We start from the raw sequence: 15,722 nt of genomic DNA on the forward strand, positions 1-15,722 counted from the left end.
GGGGTTCGGTGGTGCCTGACAGATAGCATTTCACTCATCCACCTGCTTCGCCGCCGGCAACGTGAAGCCCGATACCGACCGCCGCAACTGACTGGCCATTTTCGCCAGGTTGCCGATGCTCTCGGCAGTGGCCGTGGAGCCCGACGATGTCTGAGTGGTGATCTGCTGAATCACGTTCATCGTCAGGGAAATCTGCCCCGCCGACGACGTCTGCTGCTGCGCCGCGTTGGAAATACTCTGGATCAACGCCGCCAGGGTTTTCGACACACCTTCGATCTCTTCCAGCGCCACGCCGGCGTCCTGGGCCAGCCGCGCACCGCGCACCACTTCGGTGGTGGTCTGCTCCATGGAAATCACGGCTTCGTTGGTGTCTGTCTGAATCGCCCGCACCAGGGTTTCGATCTGCCGGGTCGCCGCCGAAGAACGCTCCGCCAGCCGCTGCACCTCATCGGCCACCACCGCAAAACCACGCCCGGCATCACCGGCCATGCTCGCCTGGATCGCGGCGTTGAGGGCGAGGATGTTGGTCTGCTCGGCGATGTCGTCGATCAGGCTGACGATGTCGCCAATCTCCTGGGACGATTCCCCCAGGCGCTTGATGCGCTTGGCAGTGTCCTGGATCTGTTCGCGGATGTTGTCCATGCCATGGATGGTGTTGTGCACCACCTCGTTACCCTTGTTGGCGATCTCCACCGAGCGCTCGGCCACTGCCGAAGATTCGGCGGCGTTGGCCGACACCTGGTCGATGGACTGGGCCATCTGGTTGATCGCCGTGGAAGCCTCGGCAATCTGCTGCGCCTGATGCTCCGAAGCCTGGGCCAGGTGCATGGCGGTGGCCTGGGTGTCCTGCACCGCGCCCGCGACCTGGCCGGCGGTGAGGTTGATGGTTGCCACCAGGTCGCGAAGTTGGTCCACGGAATAGTTGATGGAGTCGGCGATGGTGCCGGTGAAGTCTTCGGTGACCGAGGCGGTGACAGTCAGGTCGCCGTCGGCCAGGTCTTCGATTTCATCCAGCAGGCGCATGATCGCGTTCTGGTTGCGCTCGTTCTTCTCGGCGGTTTCCCGCAGTTGGCGGTTGGTCTCGCGGACCATCACCAGGCCGATCAGGATGATCGAGGCCAAGGCCAGCAAGCCCAGTACGTAGCCGCCGATGGTGTCGAAGGTGCGCCCGTCGGCCAGGTTCTCAAAACCGGTGGCCAGGTGCGAGGCTTCGTCCAGCAGGGTTTGCGACAGGTTGAAGATATTGCTCGCCGAGGCGCGCACCTGGAACAGCTGCGGCGAGGTTTCGAGGATTTCGTCCACCGAGCCGGACACGAATTCGAACAGCTCGGAAATTTCCGCCAATCGGGCACGGGCGTCGTGGTCTTCGACCTGGCTGATGCGCAGCCCGGCATTGCCCTGGAGCATGCCGTTGAGCACCAGGCCGAAACGGTTGGCATCGCGACCAAAGGCATCGGCGGCCTGCACTGCGGTCTCGTCGCCCGCCAACACGGTGTTCACTGCCCCCAGAATACGTTCGGCCAGTAACGACTGGCGCTGGGCCAACGCCACCTGACTGGCCGGTGCGCCGCGTTGCAGGAGGATGTCGACGACCTTTTCCGACTCCATCTGCAACTGTGGAACGGTTTCCGCCAGGGTCGCGGCCACTTGATGCAACGACAGCACGGTTTGCTCACTGGCCAGAATCGCATCGGCGTTTTTCAGCAGCGCTTCCCAGTCGGTCTGCACGGCGCGCATTTCTGCGCGCACGGCGGTGGGTGCGGCGGGCAGGCCGGTGGCCGGGTCGCCTTTTTTCAGGTAACCCCAGCGCTGGGCAAAGTCGTTGCGCGCATCCCCCAGCAACTTGAACGCAGCGGCCTTGCCGGCGGCGGCCTCGGTGGCGTTCTTGGCGATGCGCTGGGATAGCACCCGCAGTTCACCGGCATGACCGATGTACTGTTTATCGTAGGTGGACTGGGTATTGAGGTACGCGAAGTTGGCGAACAGCAGCATGATGAACACGATCAGCGCGATAAACAGCACGATGATCTGCGAGCGGCTGCGGGACGCTTCCTGAGGTTTGACGGGTGTGACGGTACTCATGCGGCAACATCCATGAAGCCTGGAGCCTGGGCCAGGGCGAAGGGGCTGAAGACCTGCCACAGCTGGTCGCCGTCAAACTGGCCCTGGATAAACGGCGCGCCGGCCACGGTGCTCGTCGACAATGCGTCTTGTGCGAAATGCTGCATGCCCACCACCTCGTCCACCAACAGGCCGACAAACACGTCCTGATATTCCACCACCAGCACCCGCCGTTGTTTGCGCGCCACCGATCGCTCAAGGCCGAGGAAAGCGCCCAGGTCCATCACCGGCAGCAGGCGCCCGCGCAGGTTAGCCACGCCCTTGACCCACGGCTTGACCCCGGGCATCAAGGTGCAGCGTGGTTCGTGCAGCACTTCGGCGACTTCGCCCATGGGCGCCACGTACCAGTGCTCGCCCAGGCGAAACCCGATCCCGCTCCAGCTGTGCAGCCGGGTTTCCTGGGACGGCAGGTCGGCGGCCAGCAAGCGGCAGCGGCGGTCGATGTCCAGCAGCAGCTCGAAGGCGGTTTGCGACTCGGTCATGGGAACGTGCCGTCAGCCAGCCAGCACCTTGTTCAGGGTGGCGATCAGGGTTTCTTCGTCCACGGGCTTGGTCAGGTAGTCCTTGGCGCCCTGGCGCTCGCCCCAGATCTTGTCGGTTTCCTGGTCCTTGGTGGTGATGATGATCACCGGGATGTGCCCGGTGTCAGGGTCCTTGGTCAACTGGCGGGTGGCCTGGAAACCATTGAGCCCGGGCATGACGATGTCCATCAGGACCGCGTCGGGCTTTTCCTGGCGGGCCAGCGCAACGCCGTCGCCGCCGTTCTGGGCCTTGAGGACAGTGTGACCGTGCTTTTCGAGCATTTCGGTCAGTTTGTACATTTCAGTCGGCGAATCGTCGACGATCAGAACACGTGCCATGGTTTTCCCCACTTCTTTAGTAGACGCAAGCCCTCGTGGGGCCCCCGTCAGTGTGCTTGTTCTACTGCGGCGAAGCCCGGCACATAGGCCTTGATCGCGCTCAGCAGTTCTTCCTTGCTGAAAGGCTTGGTCAAAAACTGATCAGAACCGACGATACGCCCCTTGGCCTTGTCGAACAGACCATCCTTGGACGACAGCATGATCACCGGGGTCGACTTGAACGCCGGGTTGTTCTTCACCAGCGCGCAGGTCTGATAGCCATCCAGGCGCGGCATCATGATGTCGACAAAGATAATGTGCGGGTGGTGGTCAACAATCTTGGCCAGGGCATCGAAACCGTCGATGGCCGTGATGACGTCGCACCCTACGTTCTTCAACAGTGTTTCGGCCGTGCGGCGAATCGTTTTCGAATCGTCGATCACCATCACTTTCAAGGCGTTGGAATGCTGTTCCATATCTGCTCTACCATCGCCACAGCGAATAGGTTTTCGGTGTGTACTGCCTGATGTTGCACAGGATGAGCGCCAGAAGCCTTGGAATTCAAGGGCTGATACGCCATGGCAGCCTTTTTAGCACAGTCTCAGAACGCAATCTATCGGCCGACCCGCGCGGTGGTTTTTCCTTGACCCACAACAGCCGCAGCGCCACTCTGACGCCACTTTTATGCGCCCTTATTTGCTAGAGGAAATCCCCCATGAGCGTTCGCGTCGGCATTGTCATGGACCCTATCGCCAGCATCTCCTATAAAAAGGATAGCTCGCTGGCCATGCTGCTGGCCGCCCAGGCCCGCGGCTGGAGCCTGTTCTATATGGAACAGCCGGACCTTTACCAGGGTGACGGTGAAGCGCGGGCACGGATGCGCCCCCTGCAGGTGTTTGCCAACCCCGAGAAGTGGTTCGAACTGCAAGACGAAATCGACAGCCCCCTGAGCGACCTCGACGTGATCCTGATGCGCAAGGATCCGCCATTCGACATGGAGTTCGTCTACTCCACCTACCTGCTGGAGCAGGCCGAGCGCGCGGGTGTGCTGATCGTCAACAAGCCCCAGAGCCTGCGCGACTGCAATGAAAAGCTGTTCGCCACGCTGTTCCCACAGTGCACGCCGCCGACCGTGGTCAGCCGCCGGGCCGACGTGCTGCGTGAATTCGCCGCCAAGCACGGTGACGTGATCCTCAAGCCGCTGGACGGCATGGGCGGCACGTCGATCTTCCGCCACCGCGCCGGCGACCCGAACCTGTCGGTGATCCTCGAAACCCTGACCGCGCTGGGCACCCAGCAGATCATGGGCCAGGCCTACATTCCGGCGATCAAGGACGGCGACAAACGTATCCTGATGATCGATGGCGAGCCGGTGCCTTACTGCCTGGCGCGTATTCCGGCCGCCGGCGAGACCCGCGGCAACCTGGCGGCCGGTGGCCGGGGTGAAGCCCGACCGCTGACAGACAAGGATCGCTGGATTGCAGCCCAAGTGGGCCCAACCCTGCGCGAAAAAGGCCTGCTATTTGTAGGACTTGACGTTATCGGCGAGAACCTCACCGAAATCAACGTCACCAGCCCGACCTGTATTCGCGAGATCGACAATGCATTTGGCACGAACATCGGCGAAATGCTGATGGCGGCGATTGCCTCCAAGCTACAAGCCAAGTGACATAGAACAGCCGGACACAAACCAACATTGCGCTATCATGCCCCACCTGTGAAATGCGCGATGTTGGTTTTCTTGTCATGACGCTCCCGTCCGATCTGCCCCCCGAACTCTCCCACAGCGGCGTGCGCCCGGCTGATCGGCTCGGATTTACCCTGTTTCTGGCGGCGTTGATTCACCTGGCATTGATCCTCGGCCTGGGTTTCACGTTTGCCGAACCCAAGCAGATCACCAAGACCCTGGAAATCACCCTCGCCACCTTCAAAAGCGAAAAGAAGCCCGAAAAGGCTGACTTTCTCGCTCAGGACAATCAGCAAGGCAGCGGCACCCTCGACAAGAAGGCGGTGCCCAAGACCACCGAAGTGGCGCCGTTCCAGGACAACAAGGTCAATAAGGTCACGCCACCACCGACGCCCAAGCCGGAGGTGAAACAGGCTGCACCCAAGGCCGCCGTCACGACCGTGGCGCCCAAACCGCAAAAAGCCCCGACCCAGCGCGAAAAGGCCAAGACCGAACCCGCGCCGACTACGCCGGCCCCCACGTTTGACAGCTCGCAACTCTCCAGTGAAATCTCCAGCCTGGAAGCCGAACTGGCCCACGAACAACAGCTGTACGCCAAGCGCCCGCGCATCTACCGCCTGAATGCCGCCTCCACCATGCGCGACAAAGGCGCCTGGTATAAGGACGAGTGGCGCAAGAAGGTCGAACGCATCGGCAACCTGAACTACCCGGACGAAGCCCGCCGCCAGCAGATCTACGGTAATTTGCGACTGCTGGTATCGATCAACCGCGATGGCACCTTGTACGAAGTGCAGGTACTGGAGTCCTCCGGCCAGCCGCTGCTGGACCAGGCGGCGCAACGTATCGTGCGCCTGGCGGCGCCCTTTGCACCGTTTACCGGGGACTTGAACGACATCGACCGCCTGGAAATCATTCGCACCTGGCGCTTTGCCAAGGGTGATCGGCTTTCCAGTAATTGAGTGCGTCACTGATTTCCTGCACATCCTCAGCTTGTCAGTTTGCCCCTCCAACGCCACACTAGCGGACATGAAAAATGTCAGCCCGACCTACCTCAAGCACCAATTCCTGATCGCCATGCCCCATATGGCCGACCCGAACTTTGCGCAGACCTTGACCTACATCGTCGAGCACACCGCCAATGGTGCGATGGGGCTGGTGGTCAACCGCCCGCAAGACCTGAACCTGGCCGATATCCTCGAGCAACTGCGCCCGGACATCGACCCGCCCGCCAGTTGCCAGCACGTACCGATCTACATCGGCGGGCCGGTGCAGACGGACCGGGGTTTTGTGCTGCACCCCACCGGGCCGAAATTCCAGGCGACCGTGGACCTTGAAGGGTTGTCCCTGTCCACGTCCCAGGACGTGTTGTTCGCCATTGCGGACGGCATCGGGCCTGATCAAAGTGTGATCACCCTGGGTTACGCCGGTTGGGAAGCCGGGCAACTGGAGGCGGAGCTGGCGAGCAATGCCTGGCTGACCTGCCCGTTTGACGCCGACATCCTGTTCAACACCCCCAGCGAACTGCGCCTGGAAGCCGCCGCGGCCAAGCTGCGGATCAACCTCAGCCTGCTGACCAGCCAGGCGGGGCACGCCTGATGGCCTTGCGTCTGATCCTCGGTTTTGACTACGGCACCAAACAGATTGGCGTCGCTGTCGGCCAGGTCATCACCGGCCAGGCCCGCGAGCTGTGCACCCTGAAAGCCCAAAACGGCGTGCCCGACTGGAACCAGGTCGAAGCCCTGATCAAGGAATGGAAGCCCGACGCCGTAGTCGTCGGCCTGCCCTTGAACATGGACGGCACCCCGAGCGAGATGTGCCTGCGGGCCGAAAAATTCGCCCGCCGCCTGAATGGCCGCTACAACCTGCCCTTCTATACCCACGACGAACGCCTGACCACGTTCGAAGCCAAGGGCGAGCGTCGCGACCGTGGCGGGCAGAAAGGCAGCTACCGCGACAACCCGGTGGATGCCATCGCCGCGGCCTTGCTGTTGCAGGGCTGGCTGGATGAAAACACCGCTTTATTTGAATCCTGACTGACGCGGCTTGCCGCGTCTTCTTACGTTTGAGCCCGGACCTTGCCTGCGCGAGGCCTAGAAGGAGCACCCATGAGCCTGCCCAATCCCGCCGATCTGATCAGCCAGATGGCGATCCGCCTCAAGGCGCACCTGGAACACCGCGCCATCAGCGAACCGCGCTTTATCGGCATTCGCACCGGTGGCGTGTGGGTGGCCCAGGCGCTGCTGGAAGAACTGGGCAGCAACTCGCCCCTCGGCACCCTGGACGTGTCCTTCTACCGCGACGACTTCAGCCAGAACGGCCTGCACCCGCAAGTGCGCCCTTCGGCCCTGCCGTTCGAGATTGAAGGCCAGCACCTGGTGCTGATCGATGACGTACTGATGAGCGGTCGCACCATCCGCGCCGCCATGAACGAACTGTTCGACTACGGCCGCCCGGCCAGCGTGACCCTGGTCTGCCTGCTGGACCTGGACGCCGGCGAATTGCCGATCAGCCCGGACGTGGTCGGCGCCACACTGTCCCTCGAAGCCCACCAGCGGGTAAAATTGTCCGGTCCCACGCCGCTCGAACTCGAACTGCAAGACCTTGCCCTTTAAACCGCCTTGTAAAGAGTCCCCGCGATGACGCCTCTAGATGCCAAGCGCCCGCTGCAGCTCAATGCTCAGGGCCAGCTGCAACACTTCCTGTCCCTCGACGGCTTGCCCCGCGAACTGCTCACCGAAATCCTCGACACGGCCGACTCGTTCCTCGAAGTCGGCGGCCGGGCGGTGAAAAAAGTCCCGTTGTTGCGCGGCAAGACCATCTGCAACGTGTTCTTCGAGAACTCGACCCGCACCCGCACCACCTTTGAGCTGGCGGCCCAGCGCCTGTCGGCTGACGTGATCACACTGAACGTGTCCACCTCGTCGGCGAGCAAGGGCGAAACCCTGCTCGACACCCTGCGCAACCTGGAAGCCATGGCCGCCGACATGTTCGTGGTGCGCCACGGCGACTCCGGCGCCGCGCACTTCATCGCCGAACACGTGTGCCCGAACGTGGCAATCATCAACGGCGGCGACGGCCGCCACGCCCACCCGACCCAGGGCATGCTCGACATGCTGACGATTCGTCGGCACAAGGGCAGCTTTGAAAACCTCTCGGTGGCCATCGTCGGCGACATCCTGCACTCGCGGGTTGCACGCTCGAACATGCTGGCCCTGAAAGCCCTGGGTTGCCCGGACATCCGCGTGATCGCGCCAAAAACCCTGCTGCCGATCGGCATCGAGCAATACGGCGTGAAGGTCTACACCGACATGGCCGAGGGCCTGAAGGATGTGGACGTGGTGATCATGCTGCGCCTGCAACGCGAGCGCATGGCCGGCGGCCTGCTGCCGAGCGAGGGCGAATTCTATCGCCTGTTCGGCCTGACCACCGCACGCCTGGCCGGCGCCAAGCCGGATGCCATCGTGATGCACCCGGGGCCGATCAACCGTGGCGTGGAGATTGAGTCGGCGGTGGCCGACGGCCCGCAGTCGGTGATTCTCAACCAGGTGACCTACGGCATCGCCATCCGCATGGCCGTGCTGTCCATGGCCATGAGCGGGCAAACCGCGCAACGTCAATTCGAGCAGGAGAACGCCCAGTGAAGCTCAGCATTCTCGGCGCCCGAGTCATCGATCCGGCCAGCGGCCTGGATCAAGTCACCGATCTGCACCTGGAAGCCGGCAAGATCATTGCCATCGGCACCGCACCCGCAGGCTTCAGCGCCAGCGAAACCATTAACGCCAAAGGCCTGATCGCCGCGCCCGGCCTGGTAGACCTGAACGTCGCCCTGCGCGAGCCGGGTTACAGCCGCAAGGGCAACATCACCAGCGAAACCCGCGCCGCCGCGGCCGGTGGCGTCACCAGCCTGTGCTGCCCGCCCCACACCAAACCGGTGCTGGACACCTCGGCCGTGACCGAGCTGATCCTGGACCGCGCCCGCGAAGCCGGTAACTGCAAAGTGTTCCCCATCGGCGCCCTGAGCAAAGGCCTGGACGGCGAACAGCTGGCCGAGCTGATCGCCTTGCGCGACGCCGGCTGCGTGGCCTTTGGCAACGGCCTGGAGAGCTTTCGCAGCACCCGTACCCTGTGCCGTGCGCTGGAATACGCAGCGACCTTCGACCTGACGGTGATTTTCCACTCCCAGGACCGTGACCTGGCCGAAGGTGGCCTGGCCCACGAAGGCGCTACGGCGAGCTTCCTCGGCCTGCCGGGCATCCCGGAAACCGCTGAAACCGTGGCCCTGGCCCGGGACCTGCTGCTGGTGGAGCAAAGCGGCGTACGCGCGCACTTCAGCCAGCTGACCAGCGCTCGTGGCGTGGCCCTGATCGCTCAGGCGCAAGCCCGCGGTTTGCCGGTGACGGCGGATGTGGCGCTGTATCAGCTGATTTTGACGGATGAGGCACTGATCGACTTCTCCAGTCTGTATCACGTGCAGCCGCCCCTGCGTACCCGCGCTGACCGTGACGGTTTGCGCGCGGCGGTGAAGTCCGGGGTGGTTTCGGCGATTTCCAGCCATCACCAGCCTCACGAGCGGGATGCCAAGCTGGCGCCGTTCGGTGCGACAGAGCCGGGCATCAGCAGTGTCGAGCTGTTGCTGCCGCTGGCGATGACGCTGGTGGAGGATGGCTTGCTGGACCTGCCGACCCTGCTGGCACGCCTCAGTGCGGGCCCTGCCGAGGCGCTGCGCCTGCCGGCGGGCAAGCTGGCGGTGGGTTCGGCGGCGGACCTGGTGCTGTTTGATCCGGCCAGCTCCACGATTGCCGGGGAACACTGGCTGTCCAAGGGCGAGAACTGCCCGTTCATCGGCCATAGCCTGCCGGCGACTGTGCGGTACACGCTGGTGGATGGGCGGATCAGCTACCAGGCTTAAACCCGATCCAAAGTGGGCACGGTAAATGTGGGAGCTGGCTTGCCTGCGATAGCATCACCTCGGTACATCAGATACACCGAGGTGCCCGCATCGCAGGCAAGCCAGCTCCTACACTTGACCGCGCCCACATTGGTTTAGAGTGCTTAACGACCGCCGTTACGCTCGGCATTGCGGATCGAAATCTGCGTATTCAACGTCCAGAAGTCGTACAGCACGCCAATCAGGAACAAACCACCCGTCAGCAGGTAAATGATCCCGCTGATCCATTTGCCCTGATACATGCGGTGCAACCCGAACACACCCAGGAACGCCAACAGGATCCAGGCCACGTTGTACTCAATGGGCCCGGCGGTGAATCGCAGGTCCGCTTCCCGGTCCATCGCCGGAATCAGGAACAAGTCGATCAGCCAACCAATCCCGAGTAACCCGAAGGTGAAAAACCAGATCGTTCCGGTCACTGGCTTGCCGTAATAAAAGCGGTGAGCACCGGTAAAACCGAAAATCCAAAGCAGGTAACCGATCACCTTGCTGTGGGTGTCTTGTTGCGAAACATCCTGTCGATAGGTGTTCATGGAGTACCCCTTTTGCCTCGATAGATAAATATTTCTGGTTTCTTTGTGACTTTTTTACGGGCGCCCGACATGCGGCAAATGGTATCTTCGCTTCCCTCAAAGCCTTATACCGCCTGACTTGTGTAGGACAATCGCGGCAATTCGTCACGGTTTTCCTGAATTTGACCCCAGGGTTCAGTCGACAAACGGCCTTAGAACGACACAAAAAGCTGTTATAAAGTTGCGCGCAAACCAAAAAGAGCCACGCCTAATGCGACCATTTTTCAAGACATGGCTAACCATTTGCCTATTAATGCCACTGGCCGCCCACGCCACCAATCGTGAGCAACGTCTTCCAGAAGTTAACGGTTTCACCCCTAAAGTTCACGCTGCCACCAGCTCCGCCAAATCGGTAAAGCTGACCGTGAAGCGCCCGACTCAACTGAGCAAGGCCCACGGTAAAACAGCTCCAGGGCTGATGGCCGTCAACACCAAACAAAGCAGCAACGTCCTCAGCCGCGCCGTTAACGTGCTCGGTACCCCTTATCGTTGGGGCGGCAGCAGCCCAAGTAAAGGGTTCGACTGCAGTGGTTTGGTGAAATATGCGTTTAACGACGTAAAAGCCGTGGATTTACCGCGCACTTCCAACGCCATGGCCGCTGGCCATGGGCTGAAGGTTGAGCGCAAGGATTTGAAACCGGGTGACCTGCTGTTCTTCAAACTGAAGAGCCGCCAGGTGAACCACGTTGCCATCTACCTGGGCAACGACCGTTTCATCCACGCACCGCGTCGTGGCAAGTCCGTGAGCATCGATACGCTGAAGAAGCCGTTCTGGGACAAGAACTACGTGATTGCCAAGCGTGTCCTGCCTAAAGAACAGAACAATCTGCGGATTGTGCAGCGCTGATCTGAGGCTGATGTGGGAGCTGGCTTGCTGTGGTGAGCGGGCTTGTGTGGGAGCTTGCTTGCCTGCGATAGCATCACCGCGGTGTGACTGATACACCGGGGTGCCTGCATCGCGGGCAAGCCCGGCTCCCACATAAGCCAGTCCTGCATTAAATGTTCATCGTCCAAGCGATCTCAAATATCCCCAGGCACCCTCGCCTTCTCCCGGGCATGTTCCCGGCTGATCAGCCCTTGGCTGACCAATGCCTTCAAGCTCATGTCCAGCGTCGTCATCCCCAGCGCCCCGCCGGTCTGGATCGCCGAGTACATCTGCGCCACCTTGTCCTCGCGGATCAGGTTCCGAATCGCCGGCGTGCCGAGCATGATTTCGTGCGCCGCCACCCGCCCGCCGCCGACTTTCTTCACCAGCACCTGGGACACCACCGCCTGCAATGACTCCGAGAGCATCGAGCGGACCATGGCCTTTTCACCGGCCGGAAATACATCCACCACCCGATCCACGGTTTTTGCCGCCGACGTTGTGTGCAACGTGCCAAACACCAGATGCCCGGTTTCTGCCGCTGTCAGCGCCAGGCGGATAGTTTCGAGGTCCCGCAACTCCCCCACCAGAATCACATCCGGGTCTTCCCGCAATGCCGAACGCAGGGCGGCCGAGAAACTGTGAGTGTCGCGATGCACCTGCCGTTGGTTGATCAGGGCGTTTTTCGGTTGATGGATAAACTCGATCGGGTCTTCAAGGGTGAGGATGTGCTGGCGGCGATGGATGTTGAGGTAATCAATCATCGCCGCCAGGGTCGTGGACTTGCCGGAACCGGTCGGCCCGGTGACCAATACCAGTCCTCGGGGCAGGTCCGCGATGCGCCTGAACACCTCGCCCAACCCCAGGCCCTCCAGGCTCTGCACCGTCGACGGGATGGTACGAAACACCGCGCCCATGCCCCGGTGTTGCTGGAACACATTCACCCGAAACCGCGCCACCTCGGGCAACTCGAAGGCAAAATCCGTTTCAAGAGATGTTTCGAAATCCTTTTGCTGGTGATTGTTGAGTAAAGGGCTGAGTAAATCCGCCACTTGCGCAGGCTCGAGCACCGGCCAATCGAGGGGCCAGACTTCGCCATCCACTCGCAACATCGGCACCAGCCCGGCCGACAGATGCAGGTCCGAGGCCCGCAGGCGCACGCCGGCGGCCAGCAGTTCAGTGATATCCATAGGGCTTTCCATTTCCAGTAGAATGCCGCGGACTCCATATCCACGGGCGCAACTTGAATGTCGACCATAGCAGACAACATCAGCCTGGTTTCCGAGCGGATCCGGGCAGCGGCCGAGGCCTCGCAGCGCGATGCCAGCAGCGTGCACCTGCTGGCCGTGAGCAAGACCAAACCGGCACACGCCGTGCGCGAAGCCCATGCCGCCGGGATGCGGGACTTTGGCGAGAATTATCTGCAGGAAGCCTTGGGCAAACAGGCCGAATTAACCGACCTGCCCTTGAGTTGGCACTTCATCGGCCCCATTCAATCGAACAAGACTCGTGCGATCGCCGAGAACTTCGCCTGGGTGCATTCCGTGGACCGCCTGAAAATCGCACAACGCCTGTCCGAGCAACGCCCGGCTGACCTGCCACCGCTGAATATCTGCATCCAGGTCAATGTCAGTGGCGAAGCCAGCAAGTCCGGCTGTACACCCGCCGACCTGCCCGCCCTGGCCGAAGCCATCAGCGCCCTGCCGCGCCTGAAGCTGCGCGGTTTGATGGCGATCCCCGAGCCGACCGACGACCGTGCCGAGCAGGACGCCGCCTTCGCCACCGTGCGAGACCTGCAGGCGAGCCTGAACCTGCCGCTCGACACACTTTCCATGGGCATGAGCCATGACCTTGAGTCGGCCATCGCCCAAGGGGCCACCTGGGTGCGGATCGGTACCGCCCTGTTTGGTGCCCGCGACTACGGCCAGCCGTGAAATGGCTGACATCCATCTGAGTAAGGACCTGTCATGAGCAACACGCGTATTGCCTTTATCGGCGCCGGTAACATGGCGGCCAGCCTGATCGGCGGCCTGCGGGCCAAGGGCCTGGAAGCACAACAGATTCGCGCCAGCGACCCGGGCGCCGACACCCGTGCCCGCGTCAGCGCCGAGCACGGTATCGAAACCTTCGCCGACAACGCACAAGCGATTGAAGGCGTTGATGTGGTGGTGCTGGCGGTCAAGCCACAAGCCATGAAAGCCGTGTGCGAAAGCCTGCGCCCCAGCCTCAAGCCCCATCAACTGGTGGTGTCCATCGCCGCCGGCATCACCTGCGCCAGCATGAATAACTGGCTCGGTGCCCAGCCGATCGTGCGCTGCATGCCCAACACCCCGGCGCTGCTGCGCAAGGGCGTGAGCGGTCTGTACGCCACCCGCGAAGTGACCGCTGCCCAGCGCGATCAGGCACAAGAGCTGTTGTCCGCCGTGGGTATCGCGCTGTGGCTGGAGCAAGAGCAGCAACTGGATGCGGTCACCGCCGTGTCCGGCAGCGGCCCGGCCTACTTCTTCCTGCTGATCGAAGCCATGACCGCCGCCGGCGTGAAGCTGGGCTTGCCCCACGAAATCGCTGAGCAACTGGCCGAGCAAACCGCCCTCGGCGCCGCGAACATGGCGGTCGGCAGCGATGTGGATGCCGCCGAGTTGCGTCGACGCGTGACCTCGCCGGGTGGCACCACGCAGGCTGCCATCGAATCATTCCAGGCCGGGGGCTTTGAAGCCCTGGTGGAAAAAGCACTGGGTGCCGCAGCACATCGTTCGGCCGAAATGGCCGAGCAGCTGGGCAAATAGTCGTCCCCCACATAGGAATCAAACATGCTCGGAATCAATGACGCTGCCATTTTCATCATCCAGACCCTGGGCAGCCTGTACCTGCTGATCGTGCTGATGCGTTTTATCCTGCAACTGGTGCGGGCGAACTTCTACAACCCGCTGTGCCAATTCGTGGTGAAGGCCACGCAGCCGCTGCTCAAGCCATTGCGCCGGGTGATCCCGAGCCTGTTCGGCCTGGACATGTCGTCGCTGGTATTGGCGCTGCTGCTGCAGATCCTGCTGTTCGCGGTGATCCTGCTGCTCAATGGCTATCAGGCCACCACATTGCTGTTGCTGCCGTGGGCCTTGATCGGGATTTTCTCGCTGTTTTTGAAGATCATTTTCTGGTCGATGATCATCAGCGTGATCCTGTCCTGGGTTGCCCCGGGCAGCCGCAGCCCTGGCGCCGAGCTGGTGGCCCAGATCACCGAGCCGGTGCTGGCGCCGTTCCGTCGCCTGGTGCCTAACCTGGGTGGCCTGGATATCTCGCCGATCTTCGCGTTTATCGCGATTCAGTTGCTGCAAAGCTGGGTGATTCCACGCTTGGCGTTCTACGCATTCATGCCCAAAGAACTGTTCGGTCTGATCTGATAGCTGGATGGCAAGGGAGCTTGCTCCCTTGCCCCAAAAAACCCTAAAAACACCTGCCGCCGGCCTTTGCTTGCCGCTGGGTGCAGCGGTCTTTAGACTTACGCCTCATTTAAACGAGAGCAGGGTCGATGCCAGCTGCCTTCCCCCCCGATTCTGTTGGACTGGTCGTGCCCCAAGTGGCGCACTTCAGCGAACCGTTGGCCCTGGCCTGCGGCCGTTCGCTACCCGCCTACGACCTGATCTATGAAACCTACGGCCAACTGAACGCCACGGGCAGCAATGCCGTGCTGATCTGCCACGCCCTGTCCGGCCATCACCACGCTGCGGGCTTCCACAGCGTCGACGAGCGCAAGCCCGGCTGGTGGGACAGCTGCATCGGCCCCGGCAAGCCCATCGACACCAACAAGTTCTTTGTGGTCAGCCTGAACAACCTCGGCGGCTGCAACGGCTCCACCGGCCCCAGCAGCCTCAACCCGGAAACCGGCAAGCCGTTTGGCGCCGATTTCCCGGTGCTGACCGTGGAAGACTGGGTGCACAGCCAGGCGCGCCTGGCCGACGTACTGGGCATCGCCCAATGGGCCGCCGTGATCGGCGGCAGCCTGGGGGGCATGCAGGCCCTGCAATGGACCATCACTTACCCGGACCGCGTGCGCCATTGCCTGGCAATCGCCTCGGCCCCAAAATTGTCGGCGCAGAACATCGCTTTCAACGAAGTGGCGCGCCAAGCGATCCTCACTGACCCCGAGTTCCACGGCGGTTCGTTCCAGGAAGCGGGCGTGATCCCCAAGCGCGGGCTGATGCTCGCGCGGATGGTCGGCCACATCACCTACCTGTCGGATGACTCCATGGGCGAGAAATTCGGCCGTGGGCTCAAGAGCGAAAAGCTCAACTACGACTTCCACAGCGTCGAGTTCCAGGTCGAGAGCTACCTGCGTTATCAGGGCGAGGAGTTTTCCGGACGTTTCGACGCCAACACCTACCTGCTGATGACCAAGGCCCTGGACTACTTCGATCCGGCGGCGAACTTTGACGATGACCTGGCGAAAACCTTCGAAAACGCCACATCGAAGTTCTGCGTGATGTCGTTCACCACCGACTGGCGCTTCTCGCCGGCCCGCTCGCGGGAACTGGTGGATGCCCTGATGGCGGCCAAGAAAGACGTCTGCTACCTGGAGATCGATGCACCGCAGGGCCACGATGCCTTCCTGATCCCGATCCCACGCTACCTGCAGGCCTTTCGCAACTACATGAACCGAATAGCGCTTATATGAATTGCTTACGCTTTGGGAGAA

Annotated in this window: 18 protein-coding genes; 12 read left to right on the forward strand and 6 right to left on the reverse strand. The window is 61.9% G+C overall.

Annotation, left to right across the window (positions count from 1 at the left end; all coding sequences use genetic code 11):
• Nucleotides 1-30: 30 nt before the first annotated feature.
• The 4 genes from MUM_RS0105015 to pilG are packed head-to-tail and all read right to left on the reverse strand — an operon-like array spanning nucleotide 31 to nucleotide 3,436.
• A complete protein-coding gene (locus tag MUM_RS0105015; protein WP_010167664.1) occupies nucleotides 31-2,082 on the reverse strand; it encodes a methyl-accepting chemotaxis protein in 2,052 nt (683 codons plus the stop codon).
• Complete coding sequence (locus MUM_RS0105020) at nucleotides 2,079-2,603, reverse strand: chemotaxis protein CheW (RefSeq protein WP_010167666.1); 525 nt, start codon at nucleotides 2,601-2,603, stop codon at nucleotides 2,079-2,081. The genes MUM_RS0105015 and MUM_RS0105020 overlap by 4 nt, the downstream gene beginning before the upstream one ends.
• Nucleotides 2,604-2,615: 12 nt before the next feature.
• Nucleotides 2,616-2,981, reverse strand: a complete 366-nt coding sequence (pilH, locus tag MUM_RS0105025; protein ID WP_010167668.1) for a twitching motility response regulator PilH — start codon at nucleotides 2,979-2,981, stop codon at nucleotides 2,616-2,618.
• 47 nt (nucleotides 2,982-3,028) lie between these two features.
• Nucleotides 3,029-3,436, reverse strand: coding sequence for a twitching motility response regulator PilG (pilG, locus tag MUM_RS0105030; protein WP_010167670.1), 408 nt, complete (start codon nucleotides 3,434-3,436; stop codon nucleotides 3,029-3,031).
• A 239-nt stretch (nucleotides 3,437-3,675) separates the two neighbouring features.
• Here pilG and gshB point away from each other — a divergent pair, with 239 nt between their 5' ends.
• The 7 genes from gshB (at nucleotide 3,676) to MUM_RS0105065 (ending at nucleotide 9,556) form a co-directional block, all read left to right on the forward strand.
• The gene (gene gshB / locus MUM_RS0105035) at nucleotides 3,676-4,629 is read left to right on the forward strand and encodes a glutathione synthase (protein ID WP_010167673.1); all 954 of its coding nucleotides are present in this window, start codon (nucleotides 3,676-3,678) and stop codon (nucleotides 4,627-4,629) included.
• A 77-nt stretch (nucleotides 4,630-4,706) separates the two neighbouring features.
• The gene (locus MUM_RS0105040) at nucleotides 4,707-5,606 is read left to right on the forward strand and encodes an energy transducer TonB (protein WP_010167674.1); all 900 of its coding nucleotides are present in this window, start codon (nucleotides 4,707-4,709) and stop codon (nucleotides 5,604-5,606) included.
• Between the two features lie 67 nt (nucleotides 5,607-5,673).
• Nucleotides 5,674-6,243: a YqgE/AlgH family protein gene (locus tag MUM_RS0105045; RefSeq protein WP_010167675.1), complete on the forward strand. Its 570-nt coding sequence runs from the start codon at nucleotides 5,674-5,676 to the stop codon at nucleotides 6,241-6,243.
• Nucleotides 6,243-6,680 carry a Holliday junction resolvase RuvX gene (ruvX, locus tag MUM_RS0105050; protein WP_003213744.1) on the forward strand — a complete coding sequence of 146 codons (438 nt, stop codon included), beginning with the start codon at nucleotides 6,243-6,245 and terminating at the stop codon, nucleotides 6,678-6,680. Before MUM_RS0105045 ends, ruvX begins: the two co-directional genes overlap by 1 nt.
• Nucleotides 6,681-6,752: 72 nt before the next feature.
• The gene (gene pyrR / locus MUM_RS0105055) at nucleotides 6,753-7,259 is read left to right on the forward strand and encodes a bifunctional pyr operon transcriptional regulator/uracil phosphoribosyltransferase PyrR (RefSeq protein ID WP_010167678.1); all 507 of its coding nucleotides are present in this window, start codon (nucleotides 6,753-6,755) and stop codon (nucleotides 7,257-7,259) included.
• 24 nt (nucleotides 7,260-7,283) lie between these two features.
• Nucleotides 7,284-8,288: an aspartate carbamoyltransferase catalytic subunit gene (locus MUM_RS0105060; RefSeq protein ID WP_010167680.1), complete on the forward strand. Its 1,005-nt coding sequence runs from the start codon at nucleotides 7,284-7,286 to the stop codon at nucleotides 8,286-8,288.
• The gene (locus tag MUM_RS0105065; protein WP_010167682.1) at nucleotides 8,285-9,556 is read left to right on the forward strand and encodes a dihydroorotase; all 1,272 of its coding nucleotides are present in this window, start codon (nucleotides 8,285-8,287) and stop codon (nucleotides 9,554-9,556) included. Before MUM_RS0105060 ends, MUM_RS0105065 begins: the two co-directional genes overlap by 4 nt.
• A gap of 143 nt (nucleotides 9,557-9,699) precedes the next feature.
• Here MUM_RS0105065 and MUM_RS0105070 read toward each other — a convergent pair whose 3' ends face one another.
• Nucleotides 9,700-10,128 (reverse strand): NINE protein, encoded by a 429-nt coding sequence (locus tag MUM_RS0105070; RefSeq protein ID WP_010167684.1) that lies wholly within the window; start codon nucleotides 10,126-10,128, stop codon nucleotides 9,700-9,702.
• Between the two features lie 250 nt (nucleotides 10,129-10,378).
• On the opposite strand from MUM_RS0105070, the gene MUM_RS0105075 reads away from it, so the two are divergent.
• Nucleotides 10,379-11,014 carry a C40 family peptidase gene (locus MUM_RS0105075; RefSeq protein ID WP_032881810.1) on the forward strand — a complete coding sequence of 212 codons (636 nt, stop codon included), beginning with the start codon at nucleotides 10,379-10,381 and terminating at the stop codon, nucleotides 11,012-11,014.
• Between the two features lie 173 nt (nucleotides 11,015-11,187).
• Here the strand turns inward: MUM_RS0105075 and MUM_RS0105080 are convergent, their stop codons facing one another.
• On the reverse strand, nucleotides 11,188-12,222 hold the full coding sequence (locus MUM_RS0105080; RefSeq protein WP_010167688.1) for a type IV pilus twitching motility protein PilT: 1,035 nt from the start codon (nucleotides 12,220-12,222) through the stop codon (nucleotides 11,188-11,190).
• Nucleotides 12,223-12,279: 57 nt separating this feature from the next.
• On the opposite strand from MUM_RS0105080, the gene MUM_RS0105085 reads away from it, so the two are divergent.
• The 4 genes from MUM_RS0105085 to metX all read left to right on the forward strand — a co-directional run bounded on the left by MUM_RS0105085 (nucleotide 12,280) and on the right by metX (nucleotide 15,701).
• Nucleotides 12,280-12,966: a YggS family pyridoxal phosphate-dependent enzyme gene (locus MUM_RS0105085; protein WP_010167690.1), complete on the forward strand. Its 687-nt coding sequence runs from the start codon at nucleotides 12,280-12,282 to the stop codon at nucleotides 12,964-12,966.
• A gap of 33 nt (nucleotides 12,967-12,999) precedes the next feature.
• On the forward strand, nucleotides 13,000-13,818 hold the full coding sequence (gene proC, locus MUM_RS0105090; protein ID WP_010167692.1) for a pyrroline-5-carboxylate reductase: 819 nt from the start codon (nucleotides 13,000-13,002) through the stop codon (nucleotides 13,816-13,818).
• A 24-nt stretch (nucleotides 13,819-13,842) separates the two neighbouring features.
• Nucleotides 13,843-14,430 carry a YggT family protein gene (locus MUM_RS0105095; RefSeq protein ID WP_003213764.1) on the forward strand — a complete coding sequence of 196 codons (588 nt, stop codon included), beginning with the start codon at nucleotides 13,843-13,845 and terminating at the stop codon, nucleotides 14,428-14,430.
• Between the two features lie 128 nt (nucleotides 14,431-14,558).
• Complete coding sequence (gene metX / locus MUM_RS0105100) at nucleotides 14,559-15,701, forward strand: homoserine O-succinyltransferase MetX (protein ID WP_010167696.1); 1,143 nt, start codon at nucleotides 14,559-14,561, stop codon at nucleotides 15,699-15,701.
• Nucleotides 15,702-15,722: the final 21 nt, after the last annotated feature.

Origin of the sequence: Pseudomonas sp. PAMC 25886, from assembly GCF_000242655.1 — a bacterium.
Classification (GTDB): domain Bacteria; phylum Pseudomonadota; class Gammaproteobacteria; order Pseudomonadales; family Pseudomonadaceae; genus Aquipseudomonas.